This is a genomic window from Ruegeria sp. AL12 (assembly GCF_056540885.1).
On the sequence record NZ_JBQFXN010000001.1, the window covers coordinates 704,604 to 719,093 of the forward strand.

The window sequence follows — 14,490 nt, forward strand, 5'->3', positions numbered from 1 at the left end:
GTCAGCCCTGATTTGGTCCCCGGATCTGGCGGATGGTCTGACGGACCGCCTGCCAATCCTGCGCCTCTTTCTGGTTTCCGGCGGCTTCGCATTCACGCATTTTCTGCGCGGCTTCCGCCTCGGCCCGGTCTCCGTGCGCGGCATATAGTGCGCGCGCGTATTGAGCGGTTTGAATTGCGTCCATTCCTGTGGTCCTCCGTCTGTGATCGGAATGCCCGTTGGTTCGCGCCAAGGGACGATAGCACAGGTTTTGCGCCGCTGCATCAATTCTTGCCGGATACAGCCGTTCTGAGTTGTCGCAAGTGGTCCGGGAAATCGCGGGCGGCCACATCGGCCTCGCGCACAAGCGTGTCGAAGTGACGTGAAAACGTCTCGATCCGGTCCCGGTCTCGGAACGCCATATAGTGACTGCCTGCATAAAAAACGCACAGCAGCGGCCCGAAAATCGTTACAGGGGCTGAATAAAGCCGTTTGGCATCGAACAGATAGACACGCATTCGGGGATAAAGCTGTTCACACAGCGCCAGCAGATGATCGATCTGCTCCAGACGAATTTCCGGACAAAGGCCATGGTAATACCCCGTGCCGCTGGCAAAGCTCTCGATCTCGAACAATGGCATGGCAATTTCGTAATCAGACTGCGCACTGCGCATCCACGCCAACCTGTCTTCGGACGCACCGATGGCCTGATCCGCCGTGCGCCCCAGATGGGGGGCATATTCCCACTCCAGCACCGCGCGCGTCTTGAGCATGTCGGGCAGGGTGGCCGGGACATAGCGGATCTTGTACCCGGCGGCTTCTTTGTGCCAGTCGAAAATCCGCTCATCGACCAGGGCGCGGGGCGCTTCGGTAATGGACAGGGTACTGGCCAGAATTTCCGCCGCGCTTTCCGGTCTGTCGGACAGGCCCAGCAACCAGTCAGCCGAAACGCCCAGTGCTGCGGCGCAGCCACCCACAACATGCGCATTGGGAAGACGCGCGCCATGATCGGCCAACAACTGGGATACGGTTGATCGGTCCACGCCGATATGGCGCGCAAGCGCGCTTTGGCTGACGTGACGGTCCTCCATCGCGCGGGCAAGGCGTAGGCGGAATTGAGCGGCGCGGTCGCGTTTGTCGATATTTTCCTGCATAAGATGAAAAATATCACAATTGATGAATTTTGTTAATCATATTCAGAATTTTCAGCGCATGCACTGAACGGTAACCCCTTTGTAAAAACAAAAAGAATGGGGTTCGGAATGGAAACGCGGCGAAGATCTGTCGTGAAAGCAATCGTGTGGAGTGTCATGGGGCTGGCCACCATGACGCTGGTGGGCCTGATCGCCACAGGCTCGGCCGCCGTCGGCGGGGCATTGGCGCTGGCGAATACCGCCATCGGCCTGGCGCTTTACATTGTCTATGAAAGAATTTGGGACGGAGTTTCGTGGGGGCGCAATGGCTGAGCCCTCAACACCCAAGTCGCCCGAATGGGGTACATTTGCCCTGATCGTCGGCTGCTATGCCGCATGGCTGGTCGGGCTGTTCTGGCTGGCGGATATTTCGCTGTGGTTGGCGGTGCTGGCTTTGGGCTTTGTTGCGGCCCTGCATTCGTCTTTGACGCACGAAGTCCTGCACGGCCACCCGTTCCGAGCCAAATGGCTGAATGAGGCGCTGGTGGCGCTGCCGCTGACCCTGGCCATTCCGTATAACCGTTTTCGCGATCTGCATCTGGCGCATCATCAGGATGCCACCTTGACCGACCCGTATGACGACCCCGAATCCAACTATCTGGATCCCAACGTCTGGGCGGACCTGCCGCGCGGCGTGCAGGCTGTGCTGGCCCTGAACAACACGCTTCTGGGGCGGATGGTTCTGGGCCCGGCCATTGGGCAGGTGCTGTTTCTGCGCGACGAATGGCGGGGGCTGCGGCGCGGCGACAGGGCGATCCTGCTGGCCTGGGCATTGCATATCCCCGGCGCGGTTGCGGTGCTGTGGATCGTTGCACAATCGGCCATGCCGATCTGGACCTATCTGATTTCGGCCTATATCGGGCTGGCATTGCTGAAGATCCGCACGTTTCTGGAACACCGCGCGCACGAGAAGTCTCGCGCGCGGACCGTGATTATCGAAGACAGCGGGCCGTTGGCGTTTCTGTTTCTGAACAACAACCTGCATGTTGTTCATCACATGAATCCCGCCGCACCATGGTATCGGCTACCGTCTTTGTATCGGGATGGCAAAGACAGGTATCTGGCCTGCAACGAGGCGTATGTTTACCGCTCCTATGCACAGATTTTCCGGCAGTATCTGCTACGCGCCAAGGACCCGGTGCCGCATCCGCTCTGGCCAAAGTCTTGATTTGACGACACAACGGGGGACATGAGTCTCTGGATCCCTGTCACCATCGCCGCCGCCAGTTTTCAGACCGTGCGGTTCATGCTGCAAAAATCCTTGAGCAGCGTGAAACTGTCCGCCGCCGGCGCGACCTTTGCGCGATTTGCGTATTCCATGCCGCTGGCCGTTGCCGGGCTGTTTGTGGCGATGCTGACGACGGGCGCCAGCTTGCCTCCGATTGGTGGAGTGTTCTGGCTGTACGCCGTCATCGGAGGTACGTCGCAAATCCTGGCGACGATCTGTGTTGTGGCGTTGTTCAAACAACGAAACTTTGCGGTCGGGATCACCTTCAAGAAAACCGAAGTCATTCAGACCGCGATCGTCGGATTTCTGGTTTTGGGCGACAGTGTTTCCAGCGGCGCGCTGGTTGCGATCCTGTTGGGGTTGATGGCGGTGCTTTTGCTGTCGAAAACCCCCGGAGGAGGCGGCGCCTGGTGGCGGCATCTGACCAACCGCGCGTCCCAATTGGGGCTTGGATCAGGGGTTTTGTTTGCGTTCTCCGCCGTCAGCTATCGCGGGGCCTCGTTGCAATTGGGTGATGCCGACGCCTGGTTCCGCGCACTGATCACCCTGGCCGCCGTCGTGACGTTTCAGTTTGTCAGCATGGGCCTGTGGCTGTTGTGGCGCGACCGGGCCGAACTGCGCGCGGTGTGGCAGACCCGATCCACCGGTGTGTTTGTCGGACTGACCAGTCTGGGCGGTTCGTTTTGTTGGTTCTGGGCCTTCACCCTGCAAAACGCAGCCTATGTCAAAGCGTTGGGGCAGGTAGAGCTGATCTTCAGCCTGATGGCCTCGATCCTGTTTTTCCGCGAGACGATCACCCGGCGAGAAATCGCCGGGATGTTGCTGTTGGGTGTCTCGATACTGGCCTTGGTGCTGGCGATTTAGCCGGCACGACGCTCGTCAAAGCTCAGGGCAATGAAGCTGGGCAGGTGATCGCCCATACCCACCACGGCCCGGCCATTGTCTTCCTTGCGCCCGCGGCCACGCCCTTTGGGCTCTCGCTCTTTCCGGGTGTCTTTCTTGGCTTCGGAGTCCCGGGCTTTTTTCTCGGGCTTCGGCTTTTCAGGCTTGGGCTCTTCCTTGACCGGATTGTCGATGCGCGGGATGTCCTTCTGGATCAGCTTTTCGATCGCAGCCAGGGCTTTTTCATCGCGGACCGAGCAGATCGTGATGGCCTTGCCTTCGCGCCCGGCGCGACCGGTGCGGCCGATACGGTGCACGTAATCCTCGGGGTGGCCGGGGACGTCGAAATTGAACACGTGGCTGACGGCTGGAACATCCAGACCGCGCGCAGCGACGTCGGATGCAACCAGCAGACGCAATGATCCGTCGCGGAACCCGTCCAGCGTCTTCATCCGTTGCGATTGGTCCAGATCGCCATGGATCGCGGCAGCGTCATAGCCGTATTTCTTCAGCGATTTCGCGCAGATATCGACATCTGTCTTGCGGTTGCAGAAGATGATTGCGTTGGTGCACTTTTCGCCCTCTGCGTCGATCAAGGCGCGCAGCACGTTGCGTTTCTGGCTTGCTTCACGGTCCCGACGGCCGCCTTTGAACATGACAACGCCCTGTTCGATCGTCTCGGATGCGGTCGCTTGCCGGGCGACTTCAACCCGGGCAGGGGCGGACAGGAAAGTATCCGTGATGCGCTCGATCTCGGAAGCCATTGTCGCCGAGAAGAACAATGTCTGCCGCGTGAACGGCGTCAGCGAGAAGATGCGTTCGATATCAGGAATAAAGCCCATATCCAGCATCCGGTCGGCTTCGTCCACCACCATGATCTGAACACCGGTCAGCAGAAGCTTGCCACGTTCGAAATGGTCCAGCAGGCGGCCCGGAGTGGCGATCAGAACGTCGACGCCGCGATCGATCAGGGCCTCTTGCTCTTTGAAGCTGACGCCACCGATTAACAGCGCCTTGGTCAGTTTCAGGTGTTTGGTATAGGTGTCGAAATTCTCGGCCACCTGGGCGGCCAGTTCCCGCGTCGGACACAGCACCAGCGAGCGCGGCATGCGCGCGCGGGCGCGGCCACGGGCCAGCAGGGTGATCATCGGCAGTGTGAAGCTGGCGGTCTTGCCAGTGCCGGTCTGGGCAATCCCCAAGACATCACGGCCTTCCAGAGCGGGCGGAATCGCGCCTTCCTGGATCGGAGTGGGGGATTCGTATCCGGCCTCTTCAATGGCTTTGAGGACCTTCGGGTTCAGGTTCAGTTCGTTGAATTTTGTCATGTATGTCCGGTTTTTGCGGACACTTGACCTGGCCCGCGCGTCAAAGATTTGCCGGGCCCGGATGGCCATGCGCGTAATGCGACATTTCGGCTTGTACGCGGACATAACAAAAACGTTGATCGGGGTCAAATGAAGAGAATTTCACCTGACCCTGCCTGTTGTCTGCGGTGAATTTCAGCAACAATTCAGCAACTTCCGGGGAAGTGTTTCTGTAGTTTTTCGTCCAGGTTCAATGGGCGGTGGCGCAGCAGGCCGTGGCGTTCCAGGTTGGCGCGCACCTCTGCGTCCGCGCCGCTCATTTCATTGTAGAACGCACGCAGCCCGACCATGCCCTGTTCGGCCTCGATCCAATTGAGCAGTTCGTTCTTGCTCAGCCCCCCCTGTTCGCGCGGAACATTCGGAGCCATGCCGGCCTGATACGAGCCACGATCCATGCGGAACTGGTAGTGCGCTATCCAGTGGTCCCAGTCCGGGGCATGACGATGGCACAGATCGATCTGCGGAAGCTCGTATTTGCAGGGCAGCAGCACCTTGTTCTGAAACAAGTTGTGGATGCGGATGCTCAGGTTCTTCAAGCCGGTGCGCACGAACAGCTTTCCCTGCACGTGACTCAGGAAACCGCCCATGACGAAGGCGCCGTAATTCGGGTAAATGGTCTCGACCAGCGATTCGCGGTTCGGGCCATGCGGGATATGAGCTTTGTACAGGTTATCGCCCTCGGCCAAGGCCTCCAACGGGCGGACGCGCACCGCGGGAACCGTGTCTGGAACATCGCGCAGAACATCGGAAATGGGGGCCGCCGGCCAAAGAAACTCATCCACATCGATATGTGTCAACCAATCCAGCCGAGTGTTTCGATAGGCAAAAGTGGCGTGAACCGACTGGCGCACCTGATGCTTTTCCGGCCGTGCGCGTCCGCGTTTTTCCCAAAAGGCGTCATCACAGTTACGGACCCGGACCTTGGGATGCATTCTCAGAGCCCTGAACGTGCGGCGGTTGGGTTCGTCCATGTAGATATATATGAAATCCGCCCCCAGTTCGAGGTGATGGGCCACGAACCGAAGGACGTCTTTGGTTGGTCCCCGGACCATGGAGACAATGCCCCAGGTGGTCATTTGCGCGGTGCGCGGGTGTCGCGCATGCGTTTCAGGCGTCGAAAAACTCCACCTGGGTCCTTGTTCAATTGGATCATCAGGTGATCCACCAGCGGTGCAATCGTGGGATCGTTCATCGCCCTGGTCCAGATCGGAGCGATGAGATTGACGTCAAGCCCGCCTTTTTCAAAGGAAAAGCCTTTCATCTGATAGGGCAGCGGGACGTGGTTCCTGTCCTTGAACTGAAACGGCGTTTCCGGGGCCAGCCCCGAGAAGAGCCGCTCGAACTCATACAGCTTCATCATGCTGAAGAACACGCGCAAGGCATGTCCGACCTCGCGCTGTGTCGGCGTCTGACCGTGATCCGCAAAGGTCTGAACAGACGATACCAGCCAACGCAGGTCGAGGGCGGAAAGAAGATGGTCGGATTGTTCGTCCCACAACCGGCAGAACAGCGCAGGGGCCTGACGCGGAAAGGAGCGTTTTCTGAGGTTCGAGATCAGCTGGGCGTTCAGGAAGGCAAGCTCTGACTTTCCGACGAATTCCCGCGCGATCTGAACGCGTTTGCGATCCCAGGTGGTGCTGCGCCCGGGCGGCAATTCGGTGGCGGAGTCAGGTACGATGCGTTTGGCCAGGTCATCCAGATCGACGTCAAGCTCGGGCAGGGTCAGGGTGCCGAACTGAAACGGGCTGCGCCGGTTCTCAAAGCTGTCCAGCATGTCGGGCAGGCCGCCGGGATAGGTCAGTTCGTCGTCACTCATGCGCGCAGGATTGCACAGCCAAACCTGCCTGTGCAATCAGACAGTTGCCTCAGGTCATCATCTCTTTTGTCGCGGTCAGGTTCAGCGCGGGATAGTCACGGACCACCCGATCGATATCCCATTGCAGGCGCGTCAGATAGACGATGTCGCCGTCATGATCATGCGCGATGTGCTGCTTGTTGGCGCCCACGAATTTCTCGACTTCGGCCTTGTCACCGCTGACCCAGCGGGCCGAGGTGAACTGCGATGCCTCGAACCGTACCGGCAGGCCGTATTCCATCTCGATCCGGCTGGCGAGCACTTCGAACTGCAATGCACCCACGACCCCCACGATAAAGCCCGAGCCGATCGAAGGCTTGAACACCTTGGCCGCACCTTCTTCGGCGAATTGCATCAGGGCTTTTTCTAGATGCTTGGCTTTCATCGGGTCGCCCGCGCGGACGCCTTGCAGAAGCTCCGGCGCGAACGATGGGATGCCGGTCACCCGCAGCGCTTCGCCTTCGGTCAGGGTGTCACCGATGCGCAGCTGCCCGTGGTTGGGAATGCCAATGATGTCACCGGCCCAGGCCTCTTCCGCCAACTCGCGGTCAGAGGCCAGGAACAACACCGGGTTCGAGATCGCCATCGGCTTTTTCGACCGCACATGGGTCAGCTTCATGCCGCGCTTGAAGTGACCGCTGGCCATACGGACAAAGGCCACCCGGTCGCGGTGTTTGGGATCCATGTTGGCCTGAACCTTGAAAACAAAGCCTGAAACTTTCTTTTCGTCGGGGGAAATCTGGCGGGGTTCTGCGGATTGAACCTGTGGCTGCGGGCCATAGGCGCCGATGCCTTCCATCAGTTCCTTGACGCCGAACGAGTTAATGGCCGAACCGAACCAGATCGGGGTCATGTGGCCTTCCAGTACCGCCTGCGGGTCAAGCGCGGGCAGCAGTTCGCGCGCCATCTCGACCTCTTCCAGCAGTTTGTCCAGCAATTCGGCAGGCACATGCTCGGCCAGTTTGGGGTCGTCCAGCCCGTTGATCTCGATGCTTTCGGCCACCTTGTTGCGGTCGGCGCGGTCCATCAGTTCCAGCCGGTCGCGCAGCATGTCATAGCAGCCGATAAAGTCGCGGCCCACGCCAATCGGCCACGCGGCGGGCGTCACGTCAATCGCCAGCATTTCCTGAATTTCGTCGATGATCTCGAACGTATCGCGGCTTTCGCGGTCCATCTTGTTACAGAAGGTCAGGATCGGCAGATCACGCAGGCGGCAGACCTCGAACAGCTTCTGCGTCTGGCTTTCCACGCCCTTCGCACCGTCGATCACCATCACTGCGGCATCCACGGCTGTCAGCGTGCGATAGGTATCCTCCGAAAAATCGCTGTGGCCGGGTGTATCCACAAGGTTGAACCGGAAGTTGCCATAGTCGAACGACATCGCCGAGGCCGAGACCGAGATGCCGCGATCCTTTTCCATCTGCATGAAGTCCGACCGGGTCCGCCGCGCCTCGCCCTTGGCACGCACCTGACCGGCCATCTGGATCGCGCCCCCGTACAGCAGGAACTTTTCCGTCAGCGTGGTCTTTCCCGCATCCGGGTGCGAGATGATGGCGAACGTCCGGCGTCGGGCGATCTCGGGCGGCAGGGTGGGTTGGTTCGAGGTATCAAGCATGAGCGCGCGTATATGCGGGGAATCCTGCCGAAGCAAGACAAAGGGTCTGGTACGAATCATGGGTCTGTGGCAAAAAGAACATATAGTGAACAAATGATGGAGTGGATCAATGAATTTGAAAGAGATTGCCGATGAACTCGTGGCTGGTTGCCGGGAAGACCGGGCCAAGGAAAACCTGTCCAGGCTGTATGCGCCGGATGCGGTGTCGGTCGAAGGGCAGGATTTTCAGGGAATGGGTCGGGAAACCAAAGGGATCGACGCCATCCGTGGCAAGCATGAGTGGTGGGAAAGCGCTCATGAAGTGTCTGGTGCGTCTGTCAGCGACCCGCTTCCTCATGGCGACGACCGTTTTGCCGTGATTTTCGAAGTGCAGGGCACCGTGAAGGAAACCGGCGAAGCGTTCGATATGCGCGAAGTAGGTGTCTATCACGTCGCCGACGGCAAGATCATACGGGAAGAGTTCTTCTATTGATCGACGATCCGTTTCTGGTCTTCCCTGTCTGGCCGGTGCTAGACAAGCGGCGATGACTGACAGGGAGGATCCGATGGATCTGGGAATTCAAGGAAAACGCGCGCTGGTCTGTGCCAGCAGCAAGGGATTGGGTCTTGGCTGCGCCGAGGCGCTTGCTGCGGCTGGCGTGAATCTGGTGATGAACGCACGCGGCACCGAGGTGTTGGAGGCTGAAGCCGCACGCCTTCGGTCAGAACACGGCGTCGAGGTGCAGACCGTGGCCTGCGACGTGACCACGCCCGACGGTCAGGCGCAGGTGATCGAGGCCGCGCAGGGCGTTGATATTCTTGTGACAAATGCCGGTGGACCGCCGCCCGGATCGTGGTCGGACTGGGAGCGTGATGATTTCATCAAGGCGCTGGATGCCAACATGTTGACGCCGATTGCATTCATGAAGGCCCTGCTTCCCGGAATGATGGAAAAGGGTTGGGGCCGGGTGGTGAATATCACCTCGCAATCCGTGCGAGCGCCGATTGCGGTTCTGGGCCTGTCAAACGCGGCGCGTACAGGTCTGACGGGCTATGTGGCCGGAACCTCGCGTCAGGTGGCGCCACACGGGGTGACCATCAACAACCTGCTTCCGGGCATCCACGCCACGGATCGGGCGGATTCTCTGGACAGCGGTGTGGCGGCGCAACAGGGTATTTCGATTGACGAAGCGCGTGCCAACCGTGCGGCGACGATCCCGGTCAGGCGCTATGGTTCACGGCAGGAGTTTGGTTCGACCTGCGCGTTTCTGTGTTCGCAACATGCGGGCTTCATCGTTGGCCAGAATATCCTGCTGGACGGCGGTGCGACCAACCTGACGATGTGATCATGGCGCAGGGGTTTTCGTTGAAAGATCAGTTGTTCAACGCTGAGAAGGTCAGTTTTCTCAGCGACTTGTTCTTGGATGCTGAACCGGGTTTCGACGCCTCTGCGTTTCAGGCACAGGTCATGTCACGTCTGCCTGAACTGGAACTGAAACAGCGCATGAGCTGGATCGCGACATGTCTGCAACAGGTCGTGCCGGGCGACTTGCCGACAGTCGCCCCGGTGATTTTGCGGTCTTTGCCGCCTCCGCTGGACCCTGCCAAATCGGATGATGATTTCGGCGATTTCATTTTCGCGCCGCTGGGTGAATGGGTTGCGGCCATCGGGCTGGATCACGTTGATCTGTCTCTGGATGTGTTGGAGGAACTGACGCAGCGGTTTTCGATGGAATGGGCCATTCGGCCTTTTCTGAACCATGCCCCGGACAGGGTGCTTGGGCGGATGCAGGACTGGTGCACCCACGGCAGCTATCACGTGCGCCGATTGGTCAGCGAGGGAACGCGGCCCCGTCTGCCATGGGGGCAGGGCATCGGTCTGGGTCTGACGGACCCGTTGCCGCTGTTGGACCGGTTGCACGGCGATCCGACCCGGTATGTGACGCGGTCGGTAGCCAACCATTTGAATGATATCACCAAGAAAGACCCGGGCCTGGTGCTGGGGCGTCTGGACAAGTGGCGCACCGAGGCGCGACAGACCGCGGCAGAGCTGGAGTGGATGACCTCTCATACGCTGCGTGGATTGGTCAAGGCCGGGCACCCAGAGGCGATGAAGATGCTGGGATATGACCCTGCTGCGGATATCGCCGTGACAATTGATCTGGGTTCCGAGGCCCGTATCGGCGAAGCGCTGGAGTTTTCCGTTGATCTGACCGGGGCAGGGAAACAACCGGTTCTGGTGGATTATATTATTTATTTTCAGCGCCCTGCGGGAAAAAAATCATGCAAGGTGTACAAGCTGAAACAAGCGGCTTTGAACAACGGCAGGCTCACTTTGGCCAAGCGCCACAGGCTGAAGGGTGATGCGTCTACCTTCAGGCTGATCCCCGGCGCGCATCGGCTTGAGGTTCAGGTGAACGGCGTTGTCCGTGCCGGCGTGGACTTTGAGTTGTTGGGTTAGTTGGGCGCAGGAACACTCACGCTTTCGTCAGAACGACCGTGGCCGGATTGCGAATGCAAGGCCGCTGCACTAGCTGCGTACAGACACGCATGACGGGGAAGCAGCGATGAAACACGATTCGGTACGGAATTATTATGGTGAAGTCCTGCAAAGCAGTGCGGACTTGCAGACCAACGCCTGTTGCACGCCGGACGACATGCCGGATCATCTCAAGCGGATAGTGTCCAGGATTCATGACGATGTGCTGACCCGATATTACGGGTGCGGTCTGATCGCGCCTCAGGATCTCGAGGGCGTGTCGATTCTGGATCTTGGCTGTGGGGCGGGGCGCGATGTCTATGCGCTGTCTGCCATGGTTGGTGAAAAAGGCCGGGTCGTCGGTGTGGACATGACGCCCGAACAACTGGACGTTGCCCGCGCGCATCAGGACTATCACGCCCAAGCCTTTGGGCACGCCAAAAGCAACGTTGAATTCCATCAAGGCTATATCGAGAAGCTGGAGGAATTGGATCTGGAACCCGGATCGTTCGACATCATCGTCTCGAACTGCGTCATCAACCTGGCGACCGACAAGGATGCCGTGCTGCGCGGCGCGCATCGGTTGCTGAAAGAAGGCGGCGAGATGTATTTCTCGGACGTCTATGCCGACCGCCGTGTCCCGAAGGCGATGGCCGAGGATGAGGTTCTGTATGGCGAATGCCTGTCGGGTGCATTGTACTGGAATGATTTCCTGTCGATGGCGCGCAAGGCAGGTTTCGGTGATCCGCGCCGGGTGACGCACCGCCCGCTGACCATCGAGAATCCTGCGCTGGAAGAACGTGTTGCCCCGCTCAGATTCCTGTCGGCGACCTACCGTCTGTTCAAGCTGCCGGCGCTGGAACCGGCCTGCGAGGATTACGGCCAAGCGGTGATCTACAAAGGCACTGTTCCCAACGCGCCGCATGCGTTTGTACTGGACGATCACCACGTCATCGAAACCGGCAAAGTCTTTCCGGTCTGCGGCAATACCTGGATGATGCTGCGGGACACGCGGTTTGCCCGCCACTTCGACTTTATCGGTGATTTTTCCACCCATTTCGGCATTTTCGAGGGCTGCGGCGGCGAAAGCCCGTTCGAGGCAACAGGTGAAATCGCATCATCCGGCGGTTGCTGCTGATCTCTTGCACCTGAGGGGCGGGGTTGCTATCCCCGCCCAAGCCCGATGGATTTGATCGGGAAAGGCAATGGGGTCCATCGGTGACAGGAAACGCAACTCCTCCGCGTCTGGAAATTCGCAACATTATTCGCCGGTTCGAGGGGCGGGTTGTTGTGGATGACGTTTCATTGACCGTGCAGGCCGGCAAGGTGACGTGTTTGCTGGGGCCGTCAGGTTGCGGGAAATCCACCACCCTGCGCATGATCGCCGGGGTCGAGATGCAAGACTCGGGCGAGATCTACGTCGATGGCAAACTGATCTGCGACACCGTGTTTCGGGTGCCCCCAGAGCGGCGCGAGATCGGGTTGATGTTTCAGGACTTTGCGCTGTTTCCTCATTTGAGCGTGGCCAACAACGTGGCCTTTGGCCTGAAAGGCAGCAAGGACGAAAAACGAGCCCGGGTCGAAGAGCTTTTGCGCAAAGTGGACCTGATGCGGTTCATCGACGGGTTCCCACATCAGCTGTCGGGCGGCGAGCAACAACGTGTGGCCCTAGCCCGCGCTTTGGCGCCACGGCCCCGGATCATGCTGATGGACGAGCCCTTTTCGGGCCTCGACAACCGTCTGCGCGACGGTATTCGGGATGAGACGCTGTCCATTCTCAAGGAAGAGGATGCGGCCGTTCTGCTGGTTACGCATGAACCGGAAGAGGCGATGCGGATGGCGGATGAGATCGCGCTGATGCGGCGCGGCAAGATCGTCCAGCAGGGCGCGCCATACAATGTCTATACCCGGCCGGCGGACAAGGCGGCCGTGGCCTTTTTCAGTGATGTCAACGTGTTGCGGGCGCAGGTGAACGGAGCGCTGGCAGACACGCCGTTCGGCCAGTTTCTGGCGCCGGGTATTCCGGATGGAACGGATGTCGAGATCGTATTTCGCCCCCAGCATGTCAAACTGGATTTCGACCGCAACGGAAAGGGCCCGCTGCCGACCGCGACCGATGGCGTTGCCGCGCGGGGCGTGGTCGAGCGTGCGCGTTTTCTGGGAAACGAAAGCCTGGTCGAGTTTCGCATGGACTACGACGGCTCGATCCTCAGGGCGACGGTCCCCAATGTCTTTGTGCCCAATCCGGGCCGTGTCATGTGGCTGACCATTCGTCGCGACAAATGTTTCGTTTTCCCCGAGGCGCAGAGTTAACCTCGCGATTTCCGTGCAAGTGGTGCGCGAAAGCCTCAGATTGCAGGGTCGCGTCGCTTGCCGCATCGCGGGGCTGGGTCTATCAAGGGCCAAACGCGGGGGTAAATCGGGCACATGCGTATTCTTCTGACCAATGATGACGGGATCAACGCTCCGGGCTTGATCACGCTGGAGGCGATCGCTGCCGAACTGGCAGGTCCGGATGGTGAGGTCTGGGTGGTCGCGCCCGCCTTTGAACAATCGGGTGTCGGGCATTGCATCAGCTATACCCATCCCACGATGATCGCCAAGCTGGGCGAACGGCGTTATGCGGCGGAGGGGTCGCCTGCGGATTGTGTATTGGCGGGGCTGCATGACGTGATGTCAGACAGCCCGCCGGATCTGGTCCTGTCCGGCGTGAACCGGGGCAACAACTCGGCCGAGAACACGCTTTATTCGGGCACTATCGGCGGAGCGATGGAAGCGGCGCTGCAGGGGGTTCCTGCGATTGCTCTGTCACAGTATTTCGGCCCGCGAAATCTGGGGCTGGACGACCCGTTCGAGGCTGCCGCGCGGTTCGGGGCCGATCTGGTCCGGCGTATTTTGGATGCAACCCCGGCCGAGCAGGGCGATTACCGCCTGTTTTACAACGTGAACTTCCCACCTGTCCCGGCAGATGAAGTGCGCGGTACGCGCGTTGCCGCGCAGGGTTTCCGGCGCGACACGCATTTTTCGGTGGAGCCGCACAGCTCGCCCTCGGGGCGGCGGTTCCTGTGGATCAAGGGCGGCTATCAGCATAACCCGACTGCGCCGGGAACGGATGCTGCGGTCAATCTGGAAGGCTATATCTCGGTTACGCCGATGCGCGCCGACTTGACCGCATATGACATGCTGGAGGCATTGAAGGCGGTCGAATGAGCGGACTGGACCCGGAAACCGTGATGCAGTTCCTGTTTGCCCTGCGCAAACGGGGGGTCACGGATGCGCGCGTTCTGGAGGCAATGGAACAGGTTGATCGGGGCCGCTTTGTCACCGGCCTGTTCGCAGATCGCGCTTACGAGGACATGCCATTGCCGATCTCCTGCGGTCAGACGATCAGTCAGCCGTCGGTCGTTGGTCTCATGACGCAGGCGCTGGACGTTCGGCCGCGCGATACCGTGCTCGAGATCGGAACCGGGTCAGGTTACCAGGCCGCAATCCTGTCGAAACTGGCGCGCAGGGTCTATACGGTCGAACGCCATCGGCGGCTGGTCAGCGAGACAGGGAAGCTTTTTGCCGATTTGGGGCTTACGAATATAACGGCCATGTTGTCGGATGGATCCTTTGGCTTGCCGGAACAGGCTCCGTTTGATCGGATCATCGTGACGGCCGCGGCCGAAGACCCTCCGGGACCGCTCTTGGCGCAGCTGAAAATCGGGGGTATTATGGTTTTACCCGTGGGTCAGTCGGACACGGTGCAGCAGTTGATCAAAGTAACGCGCACCGAGGCCGGTCTGGACTATGAAGAATTGACGTCGGTCCGTTTCGTGCCTCTGCTTGAGGGGCTTGGCAAGGACGAGGCGTAACAGGCTTGATAAATTGGTCGTCGAAACCCCGGACAACAGGGGCAGGCGTTGAGGACAGA

Annotated in this window: 16 protein-coding genes; 10 read left to right on the forward strand and 6 right to left on the reverse strand. The window is 59.7% G+C overall.

The window, feature by feature from the left end; genetic code table 11:
• Window position 1: 1 nt before the first annotated feature.
• Together ACR0C6_RS03565 and ACR0C6_RS03570 are read right to left on the reverse strand one after the other, a co-directional pair.
• Window positions 2-184, reverse strand: coding sequence for a hypothetical protein (locus tag ACR0C6_RS03565; RefSeq protein WP_117868740.1), 183 nt, complete (start codon window positions 182-184; stop codon window positions 2-4).
• Between the two features lie 79 nt (window positions 185-263).
• Window positions 264-1,133 carry a helix-turn-helix domain-containing protein gene (locus ACR0C6_RS03570; protein ID WP_480445327.1) on the reverse strand — a complete coding sequence of 290 codons (870 nt, stop codon included), beginning with the start codon at window positions 1,131-1,133 and terminating at the stop codon, window positions 264-266.
• A 108-nt stretch (window positions 1,134-1,241) separates the two neighbouring features.
• Here ACR0C6_RS03570 and ACR0C6_RS03575 point away from each other — a divergent pair, with 108 nt between their 5' ends.
• The 3 genes from ACR0C6_RS03575 to ACR0C6_RS03585 are packed head-to-tail and all read left to right on the forward strand — an operon-like array spanning window position 1,242 to window position 3,264.
• Window positions 1,242-1,445 (forward strand): DUF2061 domain-containing protein, encoded by a 204-nt coding sequence (locus ACR0C6_RS03575; protein ID WP_480445325.1) that lies wholly within the window; start codon window positions 1,242-1,244, stop codon window positions 1,443-1,445.
• The gene (locus ACR0C6_RS03580; RefSeq protein WP_480618285.1) at window positions 1,438-2,340 is read left to right on the forward strand and encodes a fatty acid desaturase; all 903 of its coding nucleotides are present in this window, start codon (window positions 1,438-1,440) and stop codon (window positions 2,338-2,340) included. Before ACR0C6_RS03575 ends, ACR0C6_RS03580 begins: the two co-directional genes overlap by 8 nt.
• A gap of 21 nt (window positions 2,341-2,361) precedes the next feature.
• Window positions 2,362-3,264 carry an EamA family transporter gene (locus ACR0C6_RS03585; protein WP_171639373.1) on the forward strand — a complete coding sequence of 301 codons (903 nt, stop codon included), beginning with the start codon at window positions 2,362-2,364 and terminating at the stop codon, window positions 3,262-3,264.
• On the opposite strand, the gene ACR0C6_RS03590 is transcribed toward ACR0C6_RS03585, so the two are convergent.
• The 4 genes from ACR0C6_RS03590 to ACR0C6_RS03605 form a co-directional block, all read right to left on the reverse strand.
• Window positions 3,261-4,607 carry a DEAD/DEAH box helicase gene (locus tag ACR0C6_RS03590; protein WP_152458188.1) on the reverse strand — a complete coding sequence of 449 codons (1,347 nt, stop codon included), beginning with the start codon at window positions 4,605-4,607 and terminating at the stop codon, window positions 3,261-3,263. The genes ACR0C6_RS03585 and ACR0C6_RS03590 overlap by 4 nt on opposite strands.
• Window positions 4,608-4,792: 185 nt before the next feature.
• Window positions 4,793-5,722: a glycosyltransferase family 2 protein gene (locus tag ACR0C6_RS03595; protein WP_480618286.1), complete on the reverse strand. Its 930-nt coding sequence runs from the start codon at window positions 5,720-5,722 to the stop codon at window positions 4,793-4,795.
• Entirely contained in the window at window positions 5,719-6,462 is a 744-nt protein-coding gene (locus tag ACR0C6_RS03600) for a hypothetical protein (protein WP_480618287.1), read from the reverse strand. The genes ACR0C6_RS03595 and ACR0C6_RS03600 overlap by 4 nt, the downstream gene beginning before the upstream one ends.
• A 49-nt stretch (window positions 6,463-6,511) precedes the next feature.
• Entirely contained in the window at window positions 6,512-8,116 is a 1,605-nt protein-coding gene (locus ACR0C6_RS03605; RefSeq protein WP_171167837.1) for a peptide chain release factor 3, read from the reverse strand.
• A gap of 109 nt (window positions 8,117-8,225) precedes the next feature.
• Between ACR0C6_RS03605 and ACR0C6_RS03610 the strand changes: the two genes are divergently transcribed.
• The 7 genes from ACR0C6_RS03610 (at window position 8,226) to ACR0C6_RS03640 (ending at window position 14,431) form a co-directional block, all read left to right on the forward strand.
• The gene (locus ACR0C6_RS03610) at window positions 8,226-8,588 is read left to right on the forward strand and encodes a SnoaL-like domain-containing protein (RefSeq protein ID WP_480618288.1); all 363 of its coding nucleotides are present in this window, start codon (window positions 8,226-8,228) and stop codon (window positions 8,586-8,588) included.
• Window positions 8,589-8,661: 73 nt separating this feature from the next.
• Window positions 8,662-9,441: an SDR family oxidoreductase gene (locus ACR0C6_RS03615; RefSeq protein WP_171639979.1), complete on the forward strand. Its 780-nt coding sequence runs from the start codon at window positions 8,662-8,664 to the stop codon at window positions 9,439-9,441.
• 2 nt (window positions 9,442-9,443) lie between these two features.
• The gene (locus ACR0C6_RS03620) at window positions 9,444-10,556 is read left to right on the forward strand and encodes a hypothetical protein (protein WP_480618289.1); all 1,113 of its coding nucleotides are present in this window, start codon (window positions 9,444-9,446) and stop codon (window positions 10,554-10,556) included.
• Window positions 10,557-10,662: 106 nt separating this feature from the next.
• Entirely contained in the window at window positions 10,663-11,712 is a 1,050-nt protein-coding gene (locus ACR0C6_RS03625) for a methyltransferase domain-containing protein (protein WP_480618290.1), read from the forward strand.
• 80 nt (window positions 11,713-11,792) lie between these two features.
• Entirely contained in the window at window positions 11,793-12,887 is a 1,095-nt protein-coding gene (locus tag ACR0C6_RS03630) for an ABC transporter ATP-binding protein (protein ID WP_171231521.1), read from the forward strand.
• Between the two features lie 114 nt (window positions 12,888-13,001).
• Entirely contained in the window at window positions 13,002-13,784 is a 783-nt protein-coding gene (surE, locus tag ACR0C6_RS03635) for a 5'/3'-nucleotidase SurE (protein ID WP_480445317.1), read from the forward strand.
• A complete protein-coding gene (locus ACR0C6_RS03640; RefSeq protein ID WP_152458180.1) occupies window positions 13,781-14,431 on the forward strand; it encodes a protein-L-isoaspartate(D-aspartate) O-methyltransferase in 651 nt (216 codons plus the stop codon). Before surE ends, ACR0C6_RS03640 begins: the two co-directional genes overlap by 4 nt.
• Window positions 14,432-14,490 lie beyond the last annotated feature (59 nt).